The organism is Paenibacillus sp. KN14-4R (genome assembly GCF_052180255.1).
Taxonomy (GTDB): Bacteria; Bacillota; Bacilli; order Paenibacillales; family NBRC-103111; genus Paenibacillus_AM.
In genome coordinates, this window is record NZ_CP197466.1 from 2,362,654 (window position 1) to 2,387,588 (window position 24,935).

Here is a 24,935-nt window from a genome sequence, read left to right on the forward strand (position 1 = left end):
TTTATCGGCGATGCTGTTCCTGCCCAATAGATACCTAAATCACTTGATAACTGGAAGTGTGACGCAAAAGATCGTACCTGTCGGAGCGGTTTGCTTCAACTCAATTGTGCCACCATTGGCTTCTGCCAGCAGGCGGCAAATCGGCAGACCAAGCCCGAGGCCTTGTTTTTTCTTATGTCGGCTGTTGCCTCTGTAATAACGTTCGAAGATAAAGGGAACCTCATCATCTGATATTCCTTTACCATTATCTGTAAATTCAATGATAAGTTGCTCATTTACTTTTCTAGGTGTGATCCGAATATGGGAAGCAGAAGCCATTACGCTGTTGTTAAGCAGGTTGAAAAAGATCTGCTTTAAATGGGTAACGTCATAGAGGCATGCCAGATCGGCTGGACATACGTCTACCTCGATTGAAATTGATGAAAATGCGGGAATGCTCCTTACCTGTTTGACAACTTCATCAACGAAAGGGTGAATCGCAATAGTCGCCCTCTCTACATATATCTCGCCAGATTCCATTGAAGCAAAATCAAGCAGGTTGTTCACCATTTCCTGCAGCCTCTTCGCCTCATTTAATCCAATTTGGATAAATTCGTCAGCTTTTCTGCCTGTCACGACTCCCTCATTTATAGCTTGCAGCATGCCACGTATCGATGTTACCGGTGTACGCAGCTCATGAGAAACGCCTGCAAGCAGATCCGTACGCATACGCTCAAGCTGGTTTAACCGATCGGTCATCTCGTGAAACGATTGAATCAATTCTCTAATTTCTTCTTCTTTGACCTGACCTAGATCCGGTAAATCAGGCGTATAGTTACCATGTGATACTGCATTAGCAGCATGACCAAGTTGAATCAGCGGGCGTGTAAGTGAACGGGACAGCACATAGACGACGGCCCAGCCACATAGCGCAATGAGACCAATCGTCAGCACGATAAGTCCATACAATTGCGGCAGTCGATCCTCGTTGTATTTCGCACTCATATGGAGCGTTCCTGAAATTTTGTTGTTAATTAAAAAAGGAACGGCTACACGCAGCCACTTTCCACTCTCTGTATTCACGAGCTCACGAATTTTTTTACCGGCCAGAACTTCAGATTGGTGGGGCGGAGCTTGCAGGTATACCCCTTTTTCGTCGTTTGCGTTGCTGAAGTAGTAGATCATCGCACCTGTCTGATCAAATATCTGGAATAAATATCCATCAGGAATGTCGGGGACAAGCTGTGCTGGAACGGAAATGGCAGGCTCTGATATCGAATTATTTTCAGTAGGGATAGGAACAATGGGTTTTTCAACACTTGAATGGCTAGGTGTGACTGAAGCGGATGAATTGCTTTGCAAAAGCTGGTCCATTTTGCTAAATGTATCCGTCATCAAGGTAGATCTAGCTTCAAGTAGCTGAAATTGCTGCTCCTGCGTGTTCTTTTGAATCCAGTACATGCCAAATAAACCGATGCCCGTCAGCATGATAAGGAGAATCATGACATAGCGCCATGTCCAGTATCGCACTAAGGGAACGGTAGCAGATTGCGGCCGTTTCGTTATAAGTTTTGGCTTAAACTTGTCTGGAGACTTAGTAAACACGCAAGCTGTACCCCATTCCTCGAATCGTTTCGATTTCTCCCTCATTCAAAGGCCATTGCTGCAAGCATTTGCGCAAACGTTTAATGGACGTGTCGACTGAGCGATCCCCGCCATCAAAATCAAATCCCCAAACTTCGTTTAATAAATGATCACGATCAAAGATTTGATTGGGGTGTTGAGCAAGGAACTCTAGTAGATGATAATCGCGTGGAAGCACAGTGACTGGCTCAGAACCCACAGCTACTGTCCGGGTTGTAATTTCTATAATCAAGCTGCCGAGCCGGATCTTTTTTGAGTCTGTCATATAGACAGAGCGACGAAGCACAGCCTGAATACGTGCCAATACCTCTTGGGGATCGAAGGGCTTGGCAATGTAGTCGTCGGCTCCAAGCTCAAAGCCATGAAGACGATCCGGTATGCTGCCTCTAGCAGTAAGAATGATGACAGGGCAGCTCCCCAATTGTCGAATTTGCTGTAAAATATCAATTCCGTTAACATCGTTTGGCAGCATGAGATCAAGCAATACGAGATCAGGCTTCCACCTTAAGAACTGCTCGATAATATCGCTTTCCCTTTCGCCAGTATTCCATGCCACGATGTAGTTTTCTTTTTCAAGATAGGCTTGAAGCAAGCTAGCAATGGGCAGCTCGTCTTCAACTAACAGTACTCGCTTCAATGTTGCTCCCCATCCTTCCGAATAACGGAGCTGTCTATAAAGACTTTTTGAAATTAAAGGTATCTTATGAGACAGCTCTCGCATTTCTATGTCTGTTTACTTACTTGTCGCTTTTTCTGCTTCTACAGAGTCAGTGACAGGAGTTGCTTTGAGCAGCTTTCCTTCTTTTTCAAGCTGTTCGATCAGCTCTTCCACTGTAATGCCTTTCTCTTTCGCCATTTGCTCTAAGCTAACAGCTTCAGTTGAACTAGTCAAGGCAGATTCAGTGATCTCTACCGCAGGCGATTCTTCTGCATTAATTTGACCTACACTGGATGATGCTTCACTGACAATACTTGCTTTGATCACTTCCCCTACTTTACTGTCGCTTGCGGCAAATGCAGAACCTCCTACAGCAGATACAGCGAGTACAAGAGCTGCGATTGTTAGTTTTTTCTTCATGTCTAATTCCTCCAATAATTGTTTTTTTGCATCCGCTTTTAGCTTGTTCAGCGGCTGTACACTTAATATAACGATGCAATGTGTCGGGAATATGGCGATCCAACTGACTATGCGTTTGCGGACTAGTTAACAAGTTATTTTAATGTCTTTTTTACAAACAAAATAAAAATTAACAGACTAATAAACCCAGATACAGCACAAAGAATAAATAGCATGTGATATCCCATGAGCTGGGAAACAAATCCTAGAATCATAGCCCCTAAACCAATCCCTAAATCAAAAGCAGTAAAGAATGTAGCATTCGCTACACCTCTTTTCTCTTGTGGAGCTAATCGGATAGTTGCTATTTGAAGAGCGGGTTGTGCTGATCCGAATCCAATTCCGTACAAGATAGCTGTAATAACTAGTCCAACAATCCCTTTTGTCATTGCTAGGACGATTAGTGCGGCTATCAGAGTAAAAAGTGCAGGGACAATAATGAATCCTTCCCCATATTTATCAGATAGCTTTCCTGCAAGCGGTCGAATTACTGTAAGTGTGATAGCGTAAACGAAGAAAAAAGTACCTGCATTAACTTGGATTGTTGCTGCGAACAATGGTAAAAATGTTGTAATACCACCAAAAGTAATGGATAGGAAAAATGTAACAATACCTAGTGGTAATACTGTTTTTTCATAAAATGATATTGGTTTTTGGGATGTATTCTGAACCGCTGGTATTTTTGTACCAAGTGCAACTATTAATGCAATAATTGCAAATGCTGTGCATAGAAGAAAAAGATAATGAAATGAAAATGATTTTGCTACCCAAAGACCTAATATGGGTCCTAAAGCCATACCTAAAGTCATTGCAAGTCCATACCATCCCATTCCTTCTCCACGACGAGATTGTGGAATAACATCAGTCACAGCCGTTCCTGTTGAAGTTGTAGCAATTGCCCAGCTGATTCCATGGAGGATACGTAATATCACTAAAAAGATAACTCCTGTTATCCAATCATAAAAATACATTGTAATTGCAAAAAATAGTAGTCCGCTTATTATAAATACGCGTCGACCATACCGATCCATTAATCCACCAATAATAGGACGGAAAATGACTGCCGATATTGTAAACACTCCAATAATGAATCCAACTTGAGATTCACTTCCACCTAATTGTTTAATAAACATAGGTAGTGTTGGCATTAGTAAATAAAAACCACTAAATAGTAATAACGCTGTAATTGTCAGCATGATATAGTTTTTTGTCCATAAACGTTCCATTATCATGTAATCCTTCTTTCTATCGATTTCATAAGGTAGCGAGATAAGCGAATAAAAAAGCAGTACCACCGCTATAAAAGTGTTGGTACTGCCATATTGAGTGTCAAGTCTATTGTTAATTAGAAGGTACTTGCTTCTTTAACAGCCTTTTCAAGCCCTGTGGCAATAATTTCTACTGCTTGATCAGGGAATTGGTTGTGACCTTCAATGACTATTGTCTCTATATCTTTTGCACCGAAGAAGCGCATCATACTTGCTACATATTTAACAGCCATTTCTATTTCAGCTGCTGGTCCTTTAGAATATACACCGCCGCTTGCGTTTAATAATGCTATTTTCTTATCTTCAATAAGACCTACTGGACCTTCTGGCGTATATTTAAATGTTTTACCTGCGCGATTTAAGTAGTCTATATATGTGTGTAGTACAGCTGGAATTGTTAAATTCCATAATGGGAAACCAAACACAACTTTATCAGCTGCAAGGAATTGATCCAAATATTTATCAGCAACAGCTACAGCCTTTGCTTCTTCTAATGTTAAATCAAGTCCTCTATTCGTCTTAAATGTACCGTTAATCAGATCTGCTCCTACATATGGCAATTCTTCCTTGTATAAATCTAGTTCTACCACTGTGTCACTTGGATGTGATTCTTTATAGCTCGCTAAAAAAGCCTCATATAATTTTACACTAACGGCTTGATCTGCTGGACGATTGTTTGCTTTTACGAATAATACGGTTGTCATTCTCTTGTCCTCCTGTTACTCACTCTTATGTTGTTAAAAGAGTATCCCATTGTAATGGCTATTATTTTGAATACAAATTTAAATAGTCAACTTGATTGACTACATGACGTATAGTACAATGAAACTCAAATAAAGTCAACCTAATTGACTTTATTTGAGGAGGTTTTACATATGAGTCATCCAGTATTTAGTGAATTAGATCTTACATCACTTTTGTCATTATCTTTTAGTACAATGATTGATGAACTACATGACAGATTGAGTGAATTGGGGTTTGGAGATATTAGACCTGCACATGGTTTTATGTTTAAACATATCATTCCTAATGGAGCAACAGGTATAGAACTAGCTGAACACTTAGGAGTTACAAAGCAAGCTGTGAGTAAAATGGTGGATTATCTTGAGAAAAGTGGTTATGTCATACGTCAAATGCATCCTAATGATAAAAGAGGGAAAATTATTGTTCTGACCGAACGTGGCTGGCTAGTAATGAAAGCAAAAGAGGAGATAACAGCTGAGATAGAACAGCGCTGGATTGATAACATAGGTGCTGAACGAATGCAAATGCTCAAAGAAGATTTAACAAAATTGGTTTATGAAGCAAATGAAGGTAAATTATCATCGAGGTTAAAACCTGTCTGGTAAATTGGTCGTGATAAAACTGGGAAAGACCTTGAGGATCGTCCTCCTCAAGGTCTACACTTAACTTTATCTATTTTCTCGGATGTTCAATGAACATTTACACATTCATTTACATCAAATTTATTGCCATCCGGATCATAAAATACAAAGTTGACTCCACAACTATCTCGATCCTGAAGTTCTTCTATTCTCACACCATTTTTTTTCAGATGATCATACAATACCTCGATCTGCCTCACTTCAAAAGTAAGCCTAAACATTTCATAGCCTGCTTTATTTGGGAATTGATTATCGATCATCCCTACCGTTTCTACCAAGTGCAGCCATTGTCCATCAGATAGTTTCAATATAGCTTGAGCCTCTGCTTCATTAAATGGCACCGCGTATTCTAATCCAAAATTTCGCTGCCACCACTGCGCCGACTTCAACGGGTTTCTAACCGGCACATAAATCGAACAAACCGCCTTTAAAGCATTCCCTTGAATTCCCGACATCCCTATCATCCTTTCATGGTTTCCAGTTTGTTAATTCTATGACGCTTCACCATTTTCCTTTCTCTTTTCACGGATGAATACATAAATTATTCACTGCTGCCCCGGGGCACGATAGACCTACTTCATTATGGAGAAGTATTTCTTTCTTAGAACTGGAGAACCTATTGTCATAAATGTAAGGAGTGATAATCCCATGACTGTGAACCAACGCGATTGGACAAGTAATAGCATTCCTTTCTCTAAAAATATACCCTTGCAATCAATGATTTTCTTCTTCCTTATATTTTTTGGTTTAATGGCCATACATCCCACTAACTGGTCGCAATGGCTCGGTTATAACTTATCGCTTCTCGTGATTATTCTTTTACTTGCCTTCACTTATAAAAAGTTTAGTTTTTCGAATTTCTCTTATCTTCTAATGTTCATCTTCTTTTGTCTTCATACTTATGCAGCACATTATACGTATGAAGGAACACCGTTTGACCTATGGCTAAAAACATCGTTTCATACAAAAAGAAGCTATTACGATCGAATCGTTCATTTCTCATTCGGATTGTTTTTCTCTTTCCCATTCCTAGAATTTTTAAAACTTAAATTAAAATTACATAGAATTTGGTCATATCTTTTGTCAGTTGTAGTCGTGCTTTCTTTAAGTGCACTATTCGAGATCTTTGAAATGTTAGGTGCCTTAGTAGCTGGACCTGGCGGAGAAGCCACATTTGTTGGAATGCAAGGTGATATCTTCGATACTCAGAAAGATATGGCACTAGGACTCCTTGGCAGCATGATATCCATGGGTACTCTCGCATGGATCAACAGGAAAAAGGGAATAAAAAATAAGTGAGCATAATTTTTGCTCACTTATTTGTCTCAATTCTTGGTTTTGTTGGATCGCATTTTGGTACAGTAATTGCAACTCCCCTTTGCGAGAGCTTTAATAAATAATAACATTCAATCCTTGCAAATGGAAATTTCTTCCATAAGAGATTCGAGATTCTCTTCCGAAACTACTCTTAAACCATTTCTTTTAAGTAAAGCTGTTGTGACACCATTTCCAACAACTTTCCGGTCCTTAAATTCACCATTATAAATCATTGAACTTCCACAGGAAGGACTGTATTCCTTAAGAACAATTACTGTTGCATTTACTTCTTGAGCCTTTCTTAATGTTAAGTAAGCACCATTTATATACATCTCTGTTACGTCCGTCCCTGACTTCTCTACTACTTTAGCTTTTCCATTTAGCACATCTTCCCCGTCACCACCTATTATCTCAGCAGGCTCTCTTGGAGTTGAAAATCCACCAAGCAATTCAGGGCATACCGTAATTGCTTTATTTTCTTGTACCATTTTTTGTATTATTTTATCTAAACTATGTGTTCCGTTATATCTTACTTCTAACCCCGCTAAACATGCACTCACTAATATCAAAGGTTCCAACTCCATTTTTTGAAAAATACAATCACAATCGAATGGTTTCATCTTACAACATTACTTCGTTAAATTAAACTCCCACACTAAAATATAGAATTAATACTTAGGCATCCGCACACTCAATTAGTTATTAACCCACGTAGAATGAAGTGCATCTGAATTTATAATGATGAATATCTATTTTAAAGGGAGTGGAAATCAATGATGTTTATACCACAACCTCAGGAGTCCCTGAGACAACCACAATATCCCCCACCTGCATTCATCCCACCAAAACCTGATGTTTCCTATGTAGTTGATTGTTTATATCAAAACACATATGTCTGGCTCCTGAATGGAGATAATTTCTGGTTTTATCCAACTCGTGTAGAGTACGGTGAAGTTTCAGGTTATAGGTGGAATGGATTATTTTGGATGTTTTATGGCATTGATCCAAGGTTTATTGATGCTGTAGCGTGCCCTCCTATTCCTACCCTCTACTGAAGACGAGTATTATGTGTGCACGACCTCCTCTACAAACTAGTCAAAAATAAAGGAGTTAAGCAAATACAAATCACTTAACTCCTTTTTGATTACATATTGACTTAACCAACCTAAATGCAGACAGTAAAAGAAAATGAGATGTAATTTCGAATCACTTGTCGTTTTATGTATCAGAATTGCATTATGATCTATTTCCCGTCTCAGCTTCCCACTTGGCAATTTCCTCTCGAACCCGAGGTGCAACCTCTGTTCCTAGCAGTTCAATAGCTCTCATCACCTGATCATGCGGCATCGTGCTCAACGGCACATACATCATAAAACGTGTAATGCCTACATGTTTGCGAAGGTGAATAATCTTTTGGGCAACCGTGTCTGGATCGCCAACATACAATGCACCTTCAAAGCTCCGAGCGGCATCGTAGCTAGAGCGGTCATAATACGCCCAGCCCCGCTCCTGTCCGAGTTTATTCATTCCTGCCTGGGTAGATGGGAAAAATGTATCTGCTGCTACTTCCGTATCTTCAGCTATAAATCCTATTGAATGCGATCCAACCTTAAGCCGCGATTCGTCATGACCAGCGTGCGCTGCCGCCTTTTTATACAACTGTACGAGCGGTTTAAAGTGATTGGGACTTCCCCCAATGATCGCCAGCATCAATGGCAGTCCTAGCAGACCGGCACGGATAGCTGACTCCTGATTCCCCCCACTGCCAATCCATATCGGTAAGGAATCTTGAACGGGCCGTGGATACACGCCCAAATCGTTAATCGCTGGCCGATGCCCGCCCTTCCAGGTTACTTTTTCGGAATTCTGTATTTTCAGGAGCAATTCCAAATGCTCTTCGAACAGCTCATCATAGTCATGTAAGTCATAACCAAACAAAGGGAAAGATTCGATAAAGGAACCCCGGCCTGCCATAATCTCCGCACGTCCATTGGAAATTCCGTCCAGCGTAGAGAAATCCTGAAAAACGCGCACCGGATCAGCCGAAGAAAGCACCGTCACTGCACTGGTCAGCCGAATCCGGTTCGTCTGTGATGCAGCCGCAGACAGCACTACTGCTGGCGAAGATGCTGCATAATCCTTTCGATGATGCTCACCTACGCCGAACACATCAAGACCCACCTGATCGGCAAGAACAATTTCCTCGACTACTTCACGCAATCGCTGCGCGTGACTTATCACTTCACCAGTCTGAACATCCGGCTTGGTTTCTACAAACGAAGTTATACCTATTTCCACAGACACTCTCTCCTTTTTATAAATCATCATATGACAGAAACTTATTTGAATTCGGCAGCTGTAGGTCGTCTGGTCAATGCCCAGAATAGCAGCGCTACAGCACTGACAGAAGCCCCAAGAAAACATACTCCTTGCCAGCCATAATGCGCATAAATACGGGTCGAAGCAATTGAACCGCTGGCGCTTCCGATGGAATAGAACACCATGTACCCCGCAGTAAGTCGGCTGCGCGCCTCCGCACGTAACGGGAGAATCATCGTTTGATTCGTGACATGTACGGCCTGCACTGCCAAGTCGAGAAGTACAATGCCAATGACCAATGCGAACAGTGATTGTTCCGTATAGCTAATGAACAACCAAGAAATCAACAATAGGATCAAGGCAATACCCGTCGTTCTCTGTCCGTAACCTCGATCAGCCAGCTTCCCTGCTCGTGCTGCAGCTAACGCTCCAGCTACTCCTGCAAGACCGAATGCTCCAATCGCACTATGTGAAAGAGATAATGGCGGCGTGCTTAGGGGCAATACGAGCGAAGTCCATAAAATGCTGAAATCGGCAAAAATCAGCAGGGCCAGAACAGAGCGGATGCGTAACATCCGTTCTTGAAAAAACAGAATAAGCACTGACCCTAGCAATTGAGGATAGGACTGTGATTTGACCTCGCGCTCTACATGAGGCAATACCTTGAAAAACATAGAAACCATAACAAGCATCAGCGCGGCAGAGACCAGATATACGGAACGCCAACCCGCAAGATCTGTTAATATGCCTGAAATGGACCTCGCAAGAAGGATGCCGATGACAATCCCGCTTGTTACAATACCAACAATACGCCCACGTTCGGCCGGGGCAGCCATCGTTGCCGCAAACGCTACAAGCGTCTGAGTTACAACGGCAAGCATTCCCACCAAAGCCATCCCTGCGAATAGTAGTGTACTTTTCGGGGCAGTTCCAACGATAACCAGGGCTATCATGGACAATAACATCTGACCGATAATCAAGCGGCGCTGGTTCAATAAATCCCCAAGCGGTACCAAAAACAGCAGTCCCAATCCATAAAAGATCTGTGTGATCGTAATAACCACGCCAATGTTTGAATAGTCAATGCCAAATTCACTCGACAGCTGATCTAGTAGCGGTTGTGCGAAGTAGATATTGGCGACCGACATCCCGCAGGCAACCGCAAACACTAGTGTCATATAGGGAGACATGGGAGCATGACGGTCTGTATTAGACGTGATCTGCTGCGGATGTGACGAATCAACATCGACTGCTGTTTTTTCTATAACCTCCTCCATTTGCGTACCTTCTCTCCATTCATGTTAATCGGCAAAAATTATAATTTACCGATCGGTATGTTATTTTCCAGGTAAATATATCTCATGGTTAATCCTAATGTCAATAAAAAAATGATATAACTGGTAATAAACTTATATTCACTTCTACCTCATTGGGATAATCAAGCTTTCATTTGACAAAATTAACGACTAAATATAAAATTATATTATACTAATCAGTACATAAAACAACAGTTAATCATGTTCGATATTATAGAGCAATGAAAAAAATTGAGATGAATGAGAGGTTTTCATCATGGCAAGAACCCGTGAATTTGACGAAGAGAAAGTATTGGATGCAGCGATGCAACTATTTTGGGAGAAGGGGTATGAAGCTACTTCACTAAGCGATTTAACTGCCAGAATGGGTATTCAACGCCCTAGCATATACTCTGCCTTTGGAGATAAGAAAGAACTGTTCGAAGCCGTGCTTCGTAAATACACGATGTCCCGTGCTTCCGATGTTCGAGCTAGACTTCAAAGCCATTCTTCTGTAAAAGAAGCATTTTCCACTTTTTTTGATGACGTGGTTGCTGAGGAATATTCAGAAGATCGCAGTCGGGGTTGTTTTTGTATTAATACCATGGTCGAACTTGCGCCTCATGACGAGAAATTTGAAATTCTGACCAGAGAACATCAAATGTACCTAGCAGTCATTTTTCAAGAAACTATTGAACGAGGGGTAAGAACGGGTGAGCTCGAGGCCAATACAGACACAAAGGCTGTAGCACGTGCACTACTTATAGCGTTAATTGGACTTACAGTAATGATGAAGTCTCGTCCACAGCGAATATTTATTGACAATGCAATAACAACGACACTCACATTACTCAAGTAAATCTTGATACCGTCTAGAATCCAGAATTACCATCTAAAAGTAAAACCTTCCAGAAAGGATAGGAAGGTTTTTAAGGATGTAATTTCGTCCGTATTAAGGGTTCTTCTACCTTATCGCTAAGTAATTCATTATAGGCATGCACTTTACGAAACGTATTTCCCATCATTTCTTGTCTTCGATTGCTTCGCAATTCATCTAAATCAAATTTTGCTAGGAATGTACCTTCTGTCATCTCATCCGCTACCATAATCGTGTTATCGACTGATTTGCCATGACGATGCCAACCATGTTTTCATATGCTCTTGTAGAAAGCGTCTGTAATCTGGGTTTCATGCAACCACAATCATTGGGAACCATCTTCAGTCAATATGGACTTGATTTCGTACATGACCCTCTTATAATTTGCACCCGTCCGATCGATTTTGTTCATAAACAGGATCACGGGTGTCTTTGATTCCATCAAAGCGTTCATCAGCACTTTCGTCTGTGCCTGAATGCCCTCTACTGCTGAGATGACCAGAATAACCCCATCCAATACACGCAGTGCGTACTCTACTTCCGATATAAAGTCCGCATGCCCTGGTGTATCGATCAGATTGATTTTTAAATCATGAGTTGTAAAAGAAACCGCAGAGGATTTCACTGTGATTCCTCTTGCACGTTCGATATTTAAAGAATCCGTCTGTGTCGTTCCTTTATCTACAGACCCTGCTTCCTTAATAATTCCTGTTTCAAATAAGATTCGCTCCGTTAATGTCGTCTTCCCAGCGTCAACATGTGCAAGGACCCCAATATTGATAGTTTTCATTTTTAAATAACCTCATCTTCATATTCATTTGTGTTTGTCCTTTCTTAAATTCATAGTTTATTTTTCGCATGTAAAACGCCTCCATTTTTATAAAATTACAACAATTATATCACACCATAAAATGCATGATAAAAACGCTAAGAACGAAGCATCCTAGCGTTTCATCATGTGCATATTAAGCTCGTTTTACATTCCGATAAACATATTTCTGCTAAAGGGACCCCAGTTTTCTCCTCTATAACCTGTCATCCCCTCTAAATTTACAAAACAAGGGAGTACCGTATACATGATACCCGATACTGCATTAATCCTAAATGTAATGAAAAATCGCATCTTCGAATTGTCGGCAGGTGTAATCATGCCAACATCAGGACGTATTGCGTTTGAGGCAGTAAGGGCATCGGTCATTCCCGCAGTTGCAATACCAGCAGGACGCTCCATATTACTCCTAATCCAATAATTGGAGACATTCATTGCTGATGCTAAATCAGTCCGTTGATCATAATGAATAAATATTTGATTTGGAGCAGTTTGCATAGCCTCCATAAGAATGGGATGAGGTATCATTTGTCTGCTCGCGTGATAAGTAGTCATTATTTAACCTCCACATTAAGATAAAAGAGTCATTTGACTATTTATTGTATGATATTTATCTTGTATATGTTAACAATATACAGTTCAGCGTTTGTTTGACTCATCTGCCGGACTGAAACCATAAAGAAAAACGCTAAGAATTAAGCGTCTTAGCGTTTCATCATGTTCATCTCTATCCGGTATCTTACATGCATTACATGATTTCCAATATATCTGCAGGAACTAAAGCATGCATACCTGTGAAACCTTCTAATGTAAGCTGTTCACAGAGTGCTTCCGTCTGCGTTTTGCCCGTATGAACCAGCACTGTATGTTTGCTGTGCATGTCTTGAAGCATTTTGCGAACATCCGGTAGGCCCTGATGCACCTTATAACGGACCCATGCGATTTGAGCTATGGGGCTGTCCGATTTTCCATTAGGCATTTCCAGCAGCTCTCGCCCGAAGCACCCTTTTGCCAAATGTCCAGTTAATATAACACCGTTCTTCTGATTATCCTTTAGCGTGCTGTAATACCACTGTGCTTTATCCGACTGCATCATTCCATCCGTTGTAAAAATAATGCTTACCTCTTCACTGGCAGTAATCTGCTCACGTAATTCCAGTGTATCGACGATCTTAAATCTACTTGATTGCAAACAGTATTCAATACGATCCGCGACTTCTGGCAGCAGCCAATCCGACCAATCCAGCATGTGAAGCAGCCCTTGCATTAACTCAGACTCCACATAAATCGGCGTTTGTGGAAACTGCTCAGCTGCCCACATCATGAGATCTTGACCGCGCCCATAGGCGGGTACCGGCAATAACACTTGACCACGACGATCTAATATCTGATTGACATGATAAGTGAGCTTTTCTATTTTCACAGCTTGAGTCTCTGAATCCATGCCATATGCGGAATCTATAATGGCAGCTCCGATGACATTTTTTCCTTCTCGATCATCGAGTCCACTTCGATTCTCAGGGATGTCAGCCATCAATAAGCCGGATTCCGAGCAATAATCACCGGAGTAAAAAATTCTTTCCCCATTCACTTGAAGGTCAAGCCATACCGAGCCGATCAAGTGCCCGCTCCGTCCCCAGCGCAGCTCCAGTTCAGGCATGATTTGAAGCCATTTTTCTGAAGGGCCAACCTCCTCTAAATAAGCGAAGCGAAGCCCATGAATATGTTCGTTATCATAGGGCAGATTTGCGCCGTGTTTATGGGTGTATTTTTCCCATGAGGCAAAGTAACCTTTCAATTGTTCAACCGTCGCACGAGTTGTCCACACTTTACCTTTATATCCCAATTTAACAAGCAGTGGTAACGCCATCGAATGATCTTCATGCGCATGGGACAAGAATACGGCGTCAAGCTGCTGCACGATATTCGCGTCAAGAAGCGGGTATTCACCCGCACTTTCTTTTTTCACACCACAATCGAATAAGATACGTTTCCCTGCCATTTCTACATAATAACAGGAGCGGCCATGCTCTCCAGCGCCGCCCCATACCGTAAGTCGTATCATGTTACACATTCCACTTTCTCTTTGAACTGATGAAGTTAAGAACAAGCAGCAGCAGTGTCGTTAACCCAACCGAAATAACCGCCATAGCCATTCCCATTGAAACCTTACCTTGTTCGAACTGTGCGAATATATACGTAGCCGAGGTTTCCATTGAAGGCGGCAAAATCATCAGTGACGCTACCAACTCACGAATCGAGATTGTGAAGGTCATCATCCAACCGGCTAACATGCCTGGAACAATTAACGGAAGTAATATTCTTCGGAAAATATAGGCAGGTCTACCGCCAAATACTTGGCCTGCTTGGAATAAAGCAGGGTCCAATTGACTGAAGTTTGCTTTCACATACTGCACCGTATAAGGAAGAAACAAAATGACATACGTCAGAACGACCATCCCGTAGGTGTTGTACAGCGGAATCGGCATCCAAGGCGAATTCCACAATAGAATTAGCGCTACAACGATAACAATACCGGGAACTGTATTCGGCAGTAAGCTGAACAAATCGACTATACGCTGCGGCCATGTCTTTGACTGCTTAATCGTCAGCGCGAACCATGTACCAAGAATGACCGATATGGTTGCCGCAATCAGGGAAAGGCTCAGACTGTTCATCAATGCATCCATACTTTTCGATCCCCATGTAAGGAGATCACCATAATGTTGGAAGGTTAAATTACTCCATGCCAATCCTACGCCACGCAGTTTCATGAGTGAAGCAGAAATAATGGAAAAGTAAGGAATACCAATTGAAAATACAAGCAATCCCACAATATACAACCAGCACAACACCTTTAAGCCAACAGGCAGATGATATTGCTTATTACGAGAACCCTTCCCGCCAACCAAGCGGTAGGAGTGTCTTTGACTGACAATCGTTTGGAAATACCATAGCAGCAAGCATGTGGTTAACAATACGGACGCAAGTGCAGTGGCTTTACCAAAGTCAATCGGCCAACTGGAAATATATTTGTGAATCTCCGAAGTCAGTACATAAAATCCGATCTTGCGGCCAAACGTTGTCGGAGTTCCAAACTCAGCAATGGTTTTAACAAAAATAAGCAGTGCCCCAAGAGCGTAGCTGGAAAATAGAAGCGGCAAGACAATCCGACGGAATCGGTAAAAGAAATGTCCTCCATGTATCGCTGCCGCATCTTCCTTGGTTCCACCGATCTGTACCAGTGCGTTCCGAAGGATTAAGTACAAGAAAGGAAATAAGTGAAGGCACATGATCAAGACCATACCGAAAAAGCTGAAAAATAAAGGTGTCAAACCTGCCGCTGCAGGGATTAGCTGCTCCAAATATCCATTATTTTGCATAAACAAGATCCAGCCCATTGAACCGATATAAGGCGGTGTCATAAACGGAATCAGCATCACAACATCCAACCAGGTATGGCGGCTAAGATTGGTCTTCGCCATGATCCATGCTAAGGGCAGTGCTAGTAATGTCGTACCAAGTACAACACACAAACCGAGCCACATCGAATTCATGAATACGCCAAGTAGATGATCGCCTACGATCGTTCGCAGAGGCGCCATAGCATCCAATGAGCCATCTGGGTATACACTTGTCAAAAAGATGAAAAAGAGTGGGACGACCACTAGCAAGGCTAATAGCAATATTGCTAGCGTCATCCCGATAAATTTAACATTAATTTTGCTTATAAGCTGCATGAAGTCACCGTCTTATTTACTTCTATTATTTAAAGAGCTGTGTAAATTTCTTTGTTGTGGCGTCGCCGTTGCTGTCCATCCATGCCCAATCCACTTTAATCAATGGGATTTGATCAACACCTGGACGATCCTTTGCTTTCACATCTTTGCGACCTGGCAGCAAATACGTATTAGCTACTAAGTTCTGTGCTTCGTCAGAGATCATATAATCGATGAATGCTTTGGCGCTCTCTACATTTTTACTCGACTTCATAATGGAGGCTGGACGTGGACTAATGACTGTCCCCTCAGCAGGATAAACCAGATCAATTGGCTCACCCTTCGCTTTAGCTTGGTATGTCATATAGTCAACACCTGCTGCAACCATACTTTTCGCTCCAGTAATAACAGGATCGAGCGCCTCTTGGTTAGCACCGGCTAGAGCCATACCGTTCGCTTTAAACTGATCGAACAACTTCCACCCTACTTCGCCTTTGGTACTCAAATAACCAGTAATGAAGTCTAATGCAGAGCCAGATAGAGCCGGATCAGGAATATTCACTTTACCCTTCCATTCTGCCTTCGTTAGGTCATCCCAACTTTTGGGAGGCGTCTTCACTGACTTCGTATTATAAGCAATGCCTAATGCCGAAGCACTGTATCCGAAATAGTTGCCCTCAGCATCTGTCCATTCGGGGATCAGCTTATCTGCGTTTGGAGCACCTTTATAAGCTAAGGTCAATCCGCTTTTCTTCAAACCTTGCGCAGCAGGCAATGAAGCGAGTACAACTACGTCGACAACTGGATTCGCTTTTTCCGCTTCCATACGTGCCAAAATTTTACCTGTCGTTCCTTGGAACATTTCGACTTTAACGCCTGTTTTAGCCTCGTATCCCTTTTGAATTGCCTCTGCTAATTCCTTTGGTCCTGCGCTGTATACAACTAGCTTGCCGCTAAGTTTTTTATCTTCCGCTTTAGTCGCTGCTGTTGGTGCTGCTGATGGTGATGACGTTGAACCTGCTGTTTTCTGTGCTGCACCGCAACCTGTCATACCGAATCCGACCATTGCCGTTAACATAACGAATGCACCATTCTTTAAGCCTTTTGCCAATTTCATTTTGTAATCCTCCCTTAATTTGCATTGATATGATGAATATGCCGTGTGGACACCGCTACCTGCACCTTATCCCCTACAGGGAGACGGTCCTGATGATAAGCGATCCAACTTCCTAATGACCCCATATCTAGCTGTAGTTCATAACGATCTCCCACATAACTGACAGCATGGATACTGCCCGAATATGTTTCTTCAGCAGTCTCTCCCTCTTCCATCAAACGAATGTGTTCCGGACGAATGACTTGCTTGTCCTTGACTAGCCAATTCGATTTGCCGATAAACTGTGCCACGGATGGATGAACGGGTCGATGATAAATGTCTTCGGGAGATCCGACTTGCAAGACCTGACCATCCTTCATGACCACAATCTCATCTGACATCGACATCGCCTCAACCTGATCATGCGTGACATACAGCGCAGTTAATCCTATATTCCGTACGAGGCCTGTCAGTTCAATCCGCATTTCGTCCCGCAGTACAGCGTCAAGTGCGCTTAACGGTTCGTCGAATAGTACAAGCTGAGGTCTCATTGCGACAGCTCTTGCAAAAGCGACCCGCTGCTGCTGTCCACCGGACAATTGATGCGGGTAGCGCTTCTCCATTCCGCCGAGCCTAACCATCTCTACCGCTTCTTGTACGCGGACCCCAATATCCTTCTTTTGTCCTGAAGCCCGCAGCGAGAAAGCTACATTTTCAAATACCGTCATATGCGGCCACAGCGCAAAGTCCTGGAACACCATCCCGAAATTACGAAGGTGCGCTGGCTTATCTACTTTACGAACAGCTGAGAAATAACAATCTGTACCGACGTGAATCTCTCCCCGATCCGGTGTATCAAGACCAGCAATCATACGAAGAAGAGTTGTCTTTCCGCATCCGGATGGTCCGAGGAGTGTCGTAAACTTGCCTCTTTTGATATGTAGGTCAGTTGGCTTTAACGCACGTACCTGTCCAAATGATTTTTCCAAACCTTTAATTACAACATCCATAGCATCAACCTACCTATTTGCCTAATCTTGCTGAACTACCCTTAGTGTACTTGTTCAAATAAAGAAGAATATCAACGGAGCGTAAAGGCTGTGTTAAGTTTTTCAATAGAATCTATTCAAATCCATAGATTTTATCTATACTATTGGGAACTGACACAGACTTGAGGAGATGAGTACATGATGAACCTTAATCTATTGAAATTTAGAATTGTGGAATTGTTAGCGCAGCATAAAAAAGTCACTGCCGTCGCTGAGCTGTTGGAGCTCAAGCAGCCGACCGTCACTTTTCATATGAAAAACTTGGAGAAGGAGTTCGGTGTACAGCTCTTTGAATCTCGTGCCGGTAAAACCTATCTGACCGAAGCCGGAGAAGCACTTCGCCACTATGCACACAAAATCAATGTACTGGCACAAGACGCAGAGCGCGTAGTTAAAGAGTTCGACCAGTTGGAACGGGGCTCCATTCGGATCGGCGCCAGCTATGTACCTGCTACTTACATTCTGCCCGCCATTCTAAGCAGCTTCGCCAAACGCTACCCACAGATCATGATTTCGCTAGTGGTGAAAGCATCACCCGTAATCAAAGATATGCTATTAAATCACGAAATTGATATTGGAATCATGTCCACCCAACCTTTCCAGCTCCCTCCGCTTGTCAGCGAAACGATATGCAAGGATGAGCTTGTCGTCATCTTCTCCCCCCAACATAGCCTAGCTCAGCATCCTGAACTGAATCCCGGCTTATTGTCAGAGGTCCCTTTCATTCTTCACGGACTGGAATCCAGCACACGGCAATTGACCGACAAATGGGCATTGACCAATGGCATTTCTTTAAATGCCTATCTAGAGTTGGATTCACTGGAGGCGATCAAACAATCCGTCATGCTGGGAGATAGCGCTGCGTTTATTTCCAAGCTGGCTGTCAATAAGGAATCGGGACGTGGAGAGCTTGAATTCCGTCCGATCCCTCATAATTTATTCAAGAGAAATGTGTACTTGGTCTATAATCAAGAACGCAGACAATCCGCCCTGATCGTTCAGTTCATTCAGCACCTCCGGCAATCCTCAAAAAAATACCCTGAACTCTAATAGTTCAGGGTGTTTGGATGATTACAAAGTAAGATCCAGACGCCAATTGTTGCATTTCATCCAGTTATCTTTTGGATATTCAAAATCGCACTCTGAAACGAACTCAAAATTAAGCTTCCGACACATGGCATTTGACGATGGATTGTGGACAGATGGGAATGCATGTAAGTACTTCTGTTTAGATTCTATTTTAGCCTGTGCTATTGCAGCTAGCGCAGCTTGGGATGCTATACCTTTACCTTGAAACGCAGGTAGAACGCCCCAGCCCATCTCATACACCGTTTCATTCTCCCACTGACCCTCCCAATACCCGATATTACCAACTTGAATAAGATCAGGCCATATTTCAATACTAAACATACGTCCCTTACCCGTTTGACCAATCTCACTGTACCGCATATTCCGCTTTATGACTTGCTCCTCTGTCTCTGTCCCTCCAAGATGTTCAAGCATTTCGGGTATATTCAACTGCTGTAACAATGTAAGATTCGACTCTACCCATGGTTTTAATCGTACTTGAAGCTCGCTCATCCGAAGCCACATCTCCCTCGCATTTGTTTCTTTCTATTTTAACAGGAACAAGCGTTCTACTTCAATGGATTTCATGCATTTCCTTTTTCAACACGCCATCCAAATTTGTTCCAAAATAACGAGATTCTTCTTGCATAGCATGGGATAATCTCTCTCTTAACTCAGCCAACCATTCGGGCTCATTCGCCCATTGTTCATCTGTAGACCTGAGTATACGAACGTATCCGTACAAATTAGCAAAACGTCTGCATGCGGGTAATAGCTGCTCATCATCCTCCGATAACTCATACGCAGTCTGGTACCCATCCAAGAAGATTTTCTTCTTCATCTCATACATTTCTTCCGGGACAACATCCTGCAGACTATCCAAGGATTGTTCAATATCCATTGTATACCAATGATACATCGCATCATCAAAATCAATTGCATTACATGATTCTGCTGCTTGATCATAGAATACATTATCAAATTCAAAGTCATAATGGATGAGACCGTAATTACGATTGTTCATCGGAAGTGTATCAAAATACGCTGTTAAAAGCTTCGCTTCATTCATCGCTGCTATTTCTTGCGGAAACTCAGCTAATACAGCTTGCATCCAGCCTAACACTTCACGGTGGGACCATCTTTTATATGAAGTAGGTGTATATTCACTAGATAACTGATGAAGCTTACCCAGCGCCTTGCCATAGCTATATATAATGTCGTCGCTCAAGTCAGTCCGGTTCAACTGCACACCAGATACACGCATAAAGACAGAAGCCGCATATTCGCCCCATGGTGTCTCTGTTTCTACTAGCTTCTCCCCGTTCTTAGATTGAACAGCTTCAAGCACACCGTAACCTCGATCCCGTAGATAGGCGATAAACTCCAATTCGGCTCGTATATTTTCTATCGATTTTTCTGTCTTTGGAGCAAATCTAAGCAATTGAGTCTTCCCATCTTTGGCAAAAGGATAGATTGCATTTGATGATATCCGGTAATACTTAAATAACTCAACCGAATCAAATTCCCAGTTATTCAGTATCATTGTTGCTAGATCTAGATTATTAAAAAGATATTTTAACTTTAACATTGGCATACAGCTCCTTATGATCTGGGTTTGTTGTTCTAATTTTGCGCACAAAAAAAACCGCAAGGTTATACCTGCAGTCTCGTTAATTCCTATTTGAGTGATTGTATGCATAAGCAAACAAGCTCTCTTTTTAATGGAAAAAATGAGCAGTCATATCCCTTTACTCGTAGCAGACTCCTAAAGCCTGCTTATCCTATTCAGTTCAAAATCACCTTAATTGTTGTAGTCATCTTAACCCGGCGTTTCATGCCGCTCACTCCCCTCAAAAATAAGTTATTTTCACCATAGTTTAATATTTCCGAAAAGTCAATTACATAAAAAAGAACCCCTAGCATATTCATTAATAAAAGATAGGGGGGCACGGTATATGAGTGTGATATTGTTAAATGGATTATTTACCATTCTAACGTTTTGGATTGCGGGTTATGTTGGTATATTTCGAAAAGATATAAGTAAAATGGCTGGGATGATGGCAGCGATGGCAGTAGGTATGACAGTTGGACTTGTATGCGGCAGCTTGTTCACGATTTGGATGCCTGGTCAATTCTATCAATCCACGATCATCAGTATGCTGGTTGGTGGTGCTGCAGGAGGTATTATTGGGGTGCCGATCAGTCTGATGGCAGTATTAGATGGCTTATTGTCAGGTATTATGAGCGGGATGATGGGCACGATGCTTATGGTTATGGTCCCTGCTCCCTATACGGACTCTGCCATTAAGTTTATCTCGATTCTATGTAGCGGAATCCTATTCATACTCTTTATCATGTTGTTAGGTGAAGTGAAACACAATCAAGATCTAACCCTACCCTAAACTGAAGCCAGAATCAGAAGATCAAAATCACGCTGGACAATACCGGTTCGGTGGAACATGACTTTGTAATTATGGGTGCAAATATTCACTTCATGCCGCACCTGGAAAGAAAAGCAGCCTCTTTGTCAGCTTTGACAAGATCGGTTATTACCAAGTCGTATGTACACTTCCCGGACATAAAGAGGCTGGAATGCGTGCTTTTATACAGGTTGGTTAATGTTATTAATCTTCGGTAAGATTGACCCGATCCCCCTTACGATAGGCTTCTCCTATCTATGTCTGCATAAATTTCAGCAGCCTGTTTCATTTTTAAAATATTACTAGGATCGTTGCTGGAGCAAAGATATTTCACATCGGAATTTCCATTCGAACTAAGCATTCCGTTTTTTTCAAGTTCTTGCTTCAGTTTATTTACTGTACCCTTGCTTCCATCAATAATTTGAATGTGATCGGGTACAAGATGCTTAATTACATTTTTATAAAATGGATAATGCGTACATCCTAGAACAATCGTTCCAATATTTGTTAGATCATAGTTAGCCAGTTGTTGTCTCAAATATTCAGTCGCACCCTCGATCTCAAGACGCTCACAATAGCCGACTAAATCTGTTAATGGAAGCGAATCGACAATGTGCTGATCATCAACCCGGGATACTAGATCCATATATTTGGATTGACTAAGTGTAAGAGGTGTTGCGAATACGAGCACTCTCTTCCCACTGGTCCGATTCATCTCTACTGCTGGTTTTACGGCAGGCTCTAGACCAATAATCGGCACTTGGAATTCGCTTCTAAGGTCAGATACCGCAATACTTGTAGCTGTATTACAAGCGATAACTATCGCTTTAACTTCTTCTTTCATAATGGTCTGGATGGCGCTTTTCACATAATATTTTACTTCTTCTTTTGTCTTCGTCCCATATGGAACATGAAGGGTATCTGCATAGTAAATGTAATCTTCTTTTGGCAGTTGTTTCATTGCCTCTGACATCACGGTTATTCCGCCGATCCCTGAATCAAAAAAAGCTATTCTCATCGCTGTCACCTTGTTCTCATTTATTGTCTTACTATTGATGTGATCATTCTCGTATACTTTCTGATACCAGTATGACATAATTACGACTACGTTCTCAATCGGCAAAAGGATTGATTCCAAACCAATATACGCCCAATTGTGGATGAAGTCCAGAATCATTTTGCAAGACATGAATGAGCTGTGTTAACACTTGAAACAAATGTATCCCCAAAGTAAAAAAGTGACTCTCAAGGAGTCACTTTTCTTTCTTTCATATACGTATATTAATTTCCTCCATTAAGCTCAATCAAATTCCCAGCAGGGTCACGCAAATAGGCTACACGGTGACCCCAATCAGGCGTATCATGTGGTTCTTTTACAAATTCAACATCCCTACTCTTTAATTGCTCGAAAGTTGCGTCAACGTCATCTACTTTGAAAATGATGGCAACTTGATCATGGGCACTGAATGCATGCGGCTTACGCAAGACTTCATTAGGCTGACTCACTAGCAGAGGCTCTAGTGCAATATTGATATTTCCCGTTTGAAACTCAGCATACGGAGTGTTTTCATTTCCGTGGAGGACAACAAGTCCCATGAGATCTCGGTAAAACAATAAACATTCTCGAACATTCGGTACGAATAAGCGAACTTGTGAAACTTTCAAATGAATCCCTCCGATTTTACATTAGACTAATGAGCAATAACTCTGCTATCATCCTATCAAAAAACCCATTGGTTGATTTCTTATCAATTGCTGTATATTCCCTATTCTTATTTCCTACTTATACGCGAAAAAGCTTCCTCAATCGTAACTGATTCTTTCCTATTCTTACTCCGTTCAACAAACTCAACGAAGCCATTCTCGGCATCTTTACCAATAATGATCCGCTGCGGGATACCAATAAGGTCGGAGTCCTTGAATTTCACACCCGGACGTTCATCTCTGTCGTCGATAAGCACTTCGATTCCATTTTCCACAAGTCGATGATAGAGATCATTCGCAATTTGCATCTGCTTCTCGTCTTTCGTGGAGATTGGAATAAGGTGAACTTGGAATGGTGCGAGTGCAGATGGCCATATGATACCCGATTCGTCATGGTGTTGTTCAATTACCGCGGATAGAATACGTGAGATTCCAATCCCATAGCAGCCCATGATCATATGTTGGCTTTTACCGCTTGCATCTAAGAATGTCGCGCCAAGTGTTTCACTATATTTCTTACCAAGCTTGAATACATGACCCATCTCAATGCCTCGATATAATTTGAAAATGCCTTCGGCACATCGTGGGCACTTATCTCCTTCATTTACATTCCGGAAGTCACCCACATGTTGAAGGGAAATATCGCGCTGCGCTTGTACATGTCGATTGTGATAGTCGACCTCACCTGCTCCAGCAATACCACTTGTCATTTGAACAACCGCTTGATCCACAAGGACCGGAATCTGAAGACCCGTTGGCCCAACAAAACCAGCAGTTACACCTGTAACTCTTTCGACTATATCTGCGTCCGCAATTGCGATATCGATCGCCCCTAAGTAATTCTTCACCTTAATCTCGTTGACCTCATGATCACCACGAACGACAACAGCTACGACTTGTTCATCTGCTTGGAAAATAAGTGTCTTCATGATATCCGATGCTGCGATTTGCAATGATTCTACGAGTTGATCAATTGTCTTGATCCCCGGAGTATGGAACTTCTCAATGGATGGAACGTATTGAGCTGCACTCGAAGCTTGCACAATTAATTCCTCCCCTTGAGCGCTTGTTCCAGCTTCCGCTTTCTCCAGATTCGCCGCATAATCACAGCATGTACAAGCTGCAATTGTGTCTTCTCCTATATCTGCAAGTGCCATGAATTCATGTGTTCCACCTTCACCACCGATTGCACCTGGATCTGCTTCTACTGCTCGGAAATTGATGCCACACCGTTCGAAGATGCGATGGTACGCGTGGAACATTTTCAAATAAGATTCATTCAGACCTTCCCAATCGGTGTCAAACGAATACGCATCCTTCATTAGAAACTCTCTGCCGCGCAGCAAGCCATAACGAGGACGACGCTCATCACGGAATTTGGTCTGAATTTGATACAATGTAACTGGCAATCTGCGATAAGAACTAATTTCGTTACGCACCAGTGTTGTGATGACCTCTTCATGCGTTGGCCCCAGTGCAAATTCACGCTCATGACGGTCTTTCAAACGAATAAGCTCAGGCCCATAGACGGCATATCTGCCTGATTCCTTCCACAATTCTGCCGGCTGCATAGCAGGCATTAACAGCTCTTGTGCACCCGCACGATCCATCTCTTCTCGAACGATCCCTTCGACTTTCCGCAACACACGACGACCTAACGGCATATACGTATAAATCCCTGCTGCTAGTTGACGGATAAAGCCCGCGCGCAGCATGAGTTGATGACTGACAACATCGGCATCTGCAGGTGCTTCCCGCAGGGTTGACACTAACAATTGATTTTGGCGCATAGTCTAAAACCTCCTCTAATTTGGAACGCAAAAAGACACATCCGTCAGGGACGAATGTG

The 24,935-nt window shown here is 42.3% G+C and carries 26 protein-coding genes and 1 pseudogene; 6 read left to right on the plus strand and 21 right to left on the minus strand.

Annotated elements, in window-relative coordinates; translation table 11 throughout:
- Positions 1-39: 39 nt before the first annotated feature.
- The 5 genes from ACSBOP_RS11185 to ACSBOP_RS11205 form a co-directional block, all read right to left on the minus strand.
- On the minus strand, positions 40-1,584 hold the full coding sequence (locus ACSBOP_RS11185) for a HAMP domain-containing sensor histidine kinase (protein WP_442600616.1): 1,545 nt from the start codon (positions 1,582-1,584) through the stop codon (positions 40-42).
- Positions 1,574-2,260 carry a response regulator transcription factor gene (locus tag ACSBOP_RS11190; protein ID WP_442600617.1) on the minus strand — a complete coding sequence of 229 codons (687 nt, stop codon included), beginning with the start codon at positions 2,258-2,260 and terminating at the stop codon, positions 1,574-1,576. The genes ACSBOP_RS11185 and ACSBOP_RS11190 overlap by 11 nt, the downstream gene beginning before the upstream one ends.
- A gap of 96 nt (positions 2,261-2,356) precedes the next feature.
- Positions 2,357-2,701 carry a hypothetical protein gene (locus ACSBOP_RS11195; RefSeq protein WP_442600618.1) on the minus strand — a complete coding sequence of 115 codons (345 nt, stop codon included), beginning with the start codon at positions 2,699-2,701 and terminating at the stop codon, positions 2,357-2,359.
- A 134-nt stretch (positions 2,702-2,835) separates the two neighbouring features.
- Positions 2,836-3,966 (minus strand): MFS transporter, encoded by a 1,131-nt coding sequence (locus ACSBOP_RS11200; protein ID WP_442600619.1) that lies wholly within the window; start codon positions 3,964-3,966, stop codon positions 2,836-2,838.
- 119 nt (positions 3,967-4,085) lie between these two features.
- Positions 4,086-4,712 (minus strand): FMN-dependent NADH-azoreductase, encoded by a 627-nt coding sequence (locus tag ACSBOP_RS11205; protein ID WP_442600620.1) that lies wholly within the window; start codon positions 4,710-4,712, stop codon positions 4,086-4,088.
- A gap of 171 nt (positions 4,713-4,883) precedes the next feature.
- Between ACSBOP_RS11205 and ACSBOP_RS11210 the strand changes: the two genes are divergently transcribed.
- Positions 4,884-5,357 (plus strand): MarR family winged helix-turn-helix transcriptional regulator, encoded by a 474-nt coding sequence (locus tag ACSBOP_RS11210; protein WP_442600621.1) that lies wholly within the window; start codon positions 4,884-4,886, stop codon positions 5,355-5,357.
- Between the two features lie 83 nt (positions 5,358-5,440).
- On the opposite strand, the gene ACSBOP_RS11215 is transcribed toward ACSBOP_RS11210, so the two are convergent.
- The gene (locus tag ACSBOP_RS11215; protein WP_442600622.1) at positions 5,441-5,848 is read right to left on the minus strand and encodes a VOC family protein; all 408 of its coding nucleotides are present in this window, start codon (positions 5,846-5,848) and stop codon (positions 5,441-5,443) included.
- 193 nt (positions 5,849-6,041) lie between these two features.
- On the opposite strand from ACSBOP_RS11215, the gene ACSBOP_RS11220 reads away from it, so the two are divergent.
- Positions 6,042-6,692, plus strand: a complete 651-nt coding sequence (locus tag ACSBOP_RS11220) for a DUF2238 domain-containing protein (protein WP_442600623.1) — start codon at positions 6,042-6,044, stop codon at positions 6,690-6,692.
- A 107-nt stretch (positions 6,693-6,799) separates the two neighbouring features.
- On the opposite strand, the gene ACSBOP_RS11225 is transcribed toward ACSBOP_RS11220, so the two are convergent.
- The 3 genes from ACSBOP_RS11225 to ACSBOP_RS11235 all read right to left on the minus strand — a co-directional run bounded on the left by ACSBOP_RS11225 (position 6,800) and on the right by ACSBOP_RS11235 (position 10,306).
- Positions 6,800-7,279, minus strand: a complete 480-nt coding sequence (locus tag ACSBOP_RS11225) for a DUF523 domain-containing protein (RefSeq protein WP_442600624.1) — start codon at positions 7,277-7,279, stop codon at positions 6,800-6,802.
- Positions 7,280-7,946: 667 nt separating this feature from the next.
- A complete protein-coding gene (locus ACSBOP_RS11230) occupies positions 7,947-9,008 on the minus strand; it encodes an LLM class flavin-dependent oxidoreductase (RefSeq protein WP_442600625.1) in 1,062 nt (353 codons plus the stop codon).
- Positions 9,009-9,049: 41 nt separating this feature from the next.
- Positions 9,050-10,306 carry an MFS transporter gene (locus ACSBOP_RS11235; protein ID WP_442600626.1) on the minus strand — a complete coding sequence of 419 codons (1,257 nt, stop codon included), beginning with the start codon at positions 10,304-10,306 and terminating at the stop codon, positions 9,050-9,052.
- 295 nt (positions 10,307-10,601) lie between these two features.
- On the opposite strand from ACSBOP_RS11235, the gene ACSBOP_RS11240 reads away from it, so the two are divergent.
- Entirely contained in the window at positions 10,602-11,183 is a 582-nt protein-coding gene (locus ACSBOP_RS11240; protein ID WP_442600627.1) for a TetR/AcrR family transcriptional regulator, read from the plus strand.
- Between the two features lie 70 nt (positions 11,184-11,253).
- Here ACSBOP_RS11240 and ACSBOP_RS11245 read toward each other — a convergent pair whose 3' ends face one another.
- From ACSBOP_RS11245 to ACSBOP_RS11275, 7 genes and pseudogenes are all read right to left on the minus strand, one after another.
- The gene (locus tag ACSBOP_RS11245; RefSeq protein WP_442600628.1) at positions 11,254-11,415 is read right to left on the minus strand and encodes a hypothetical protein; all 162 of its coding nucleotides are present in this window, start codon (positions 11,413-11,415) and stop codon (positions 11,254-11,256) included.
- A gap of 123 nt (positions 11,416-11,538) precedes the next feature.
- A pseudogene (locus ACSBOP_RS11250) lies at positions 11,539-11,991 on the minus strand (GTP-binding protein); the annotation flags it as partial.
- Between the two features lie 186 nt (positions 11,992-12,177).
- Positions 12,178-12,585, minus strand: a complete 408-nt coding sequence (locus tag ACSBOP_RS11255; RefSeq protein WP_442600629.1) for a hypothetical protein — start codon at positions 12,583-12,585, stop codon at positions 12,178-12,180.
- A gap of 193 nt (positions 12,586-12,778) precedes the next feature.
- Positions 12,779-14,104: an MBL fold metallo-hydrolase gene (locus ACSBOP_RS11260; protein WP_442600630.1), complete on the minus strand. Its 1,326-nt coding sequence runs from the start codon at positions 14,102-14,104 to the stop codon at positions 12,779-12,781.
- The gene (locus tag ACSBOP_RS11265) at positions 14,097-15,770 is read right to left on the minus strand and encodes an ABC transporter permease (RefSeq protein WP_442600631.1); all 1,674 of its coding nucleotides are present in this window, start codon (positions 15,768-15,770) and stop codon (positions 14,097-14,099) included. Before ACSBOP_RS11265 ends, ACSBOP_RS11260 begins: the two co-directional genes overlap by 8 nt.
- Before the next feature lie 25 nt (positions 15,771-15,795).
- The gene (locus tag ACSBOP_RS11270) at positions 15,796-16,866 is read right to left on the minus strand and encodes an ABC transporter substrate-binding protein (RefSeq protein ID WP_442600632.1); all 1,071 of its coding nucleotides are present in this window, start codon (positions 16,864-16,866) and stop codon (positions 15,796-15,798) included.
- A gap of 14 nt (positions 16,867-16,880) precedes the next feature.
- Positions 16,881-17,855 (minus strand): ABC transporter ATP-binding protein, encoded by a 975-nt coding sequence (locus ACSBOP_RS11275; protein ID WP_442600633.1) that lies wholly within the window; start codon positions 17,853-17,855, stop codon positions 16,881-16,883.
- Between the two features lie 180 nt (positions 17,856-18,035).
- On the opposite strand from ACSBOP_RS11275, the gene ACSBOP_RS11280 reads away from it, so the two are divergent.
- The gene (locus ACSBOP_RS11280) at positions 18,036-18,944 is read left to right on the plus strand and encodes a LysR substrate-binding domain-containing protein (RefSeq protein WP_442604453.1); all 909 of its coding nucleotides are present in this window, start codon (positions 18,036-18,038) and stop codon (positions 18,942-18,944) included.
- A 21-nt stretch (positions 18,945-18,965) separates the two neighbouring features.
- Here ACSBOP_RS11280 and ACSBOP_RS11285 read toward each other — a convergent pair whose 3' ends face one another.
- Both ACSBOP_RS11285 and ACSBOP_RS11290 read right to left on the minus strand, forming a co-directional pair.
- On the minus strand, positions 18,966-19,475 hold the full coding sequence (locus ACSBOP_RS11285; RefSeq protein ID WP_442600634.1) for a GNAT family N-acetyltransferase: 510 nt from the start codon (positions 19,473-19,475) through the stop codon (positions 18,966-18,968).
- A gap of 61 nt (positions 19,476-19,536) precedes the next feature.
- Positions 19,537-20,550 (minus strand): phosphotransferase enzyme family protein, encoded by a 1,014-nt coding sequence (locus ACSBOP_RS11290; RefSeq protein ID WP_442600635.1) that lies wholly within the window; start codon positions 20,548-20,550, stop codon positions 19,537-19,539.
- Between the two features lie 367 nt (positions 20,551-20,917).
- Between ACSBOP_RS11290 and ACSBOP_RS11295 the strand changes: the two genes are divergently transcribed.
- The gene (locus ACSBOP_RS11295) at positions 20,918-21,364 is read left to right on the plus strand and encodes a hypothetical protein (protein ID WP_442600636.1); all 447 of its coding nucleotides are present in this window, start codon (positions 20,918-20,920) and stop codon (positions 21,362-21,364) included.
- A 139-nt stretch (positions 21,365-21,503) separates the two neighbouring features.
- Positions 21,504-21,581 (plus strand): hypothetical protein, encoded by a 78-nt coding sequence (locus ACSBOP_RS11300; protein ID WP_442604454.1) that lies wholly within the window; start codon positions 21,504-21,506, stop codon positions 21,579-21,581.
- Positions 21,582-21,617: 36 nt separating this feature from the next.
- Here ACSBOP_RS11300 and murI read toward each other — a convergent pair whose 3' ends face one another.
- The 3 genes from murI to ACSBOP_RS11315 form a co-directional block, all read right to left on the minus strand.
- Complete coding sequence (gene murI / locus ACSBOP_RS11305; protein ID WP_442604455.1) at positions 21,618-22,400, minus strand: glutamate racemase; 783 nt, start codon at positions 22,398-22,400, stop codon at positions 21,618-21,620.
- A gap of 263 nt (positions 22,401-22,663) precedes the next feature.
- Positions 22,664-23,047, minus strand: a complete 384-nt coding sequence (locus ACSBOP_RS11310; protein ID WP_442600637.1) for a VOC family protein — start codon at positions 23,045-23,047, stop codon at positions 22,664-22,666.
- Between the two features lie 107 nt (positions 23,048-23,154).
- Positions 23,155-24,876: a proline--tRNA ligase gene (locus ACSBOP_RS11315; RefSeq protein WP_442600638.1), complete on the minus strand. Its 1,722-nt coding sequence runs from the start codon at positions 24,874-24,876 to the stop codon at positions 23,155-23,157.
- Positions 24,877-24,935: the final 59 nt, after the last annotated feature.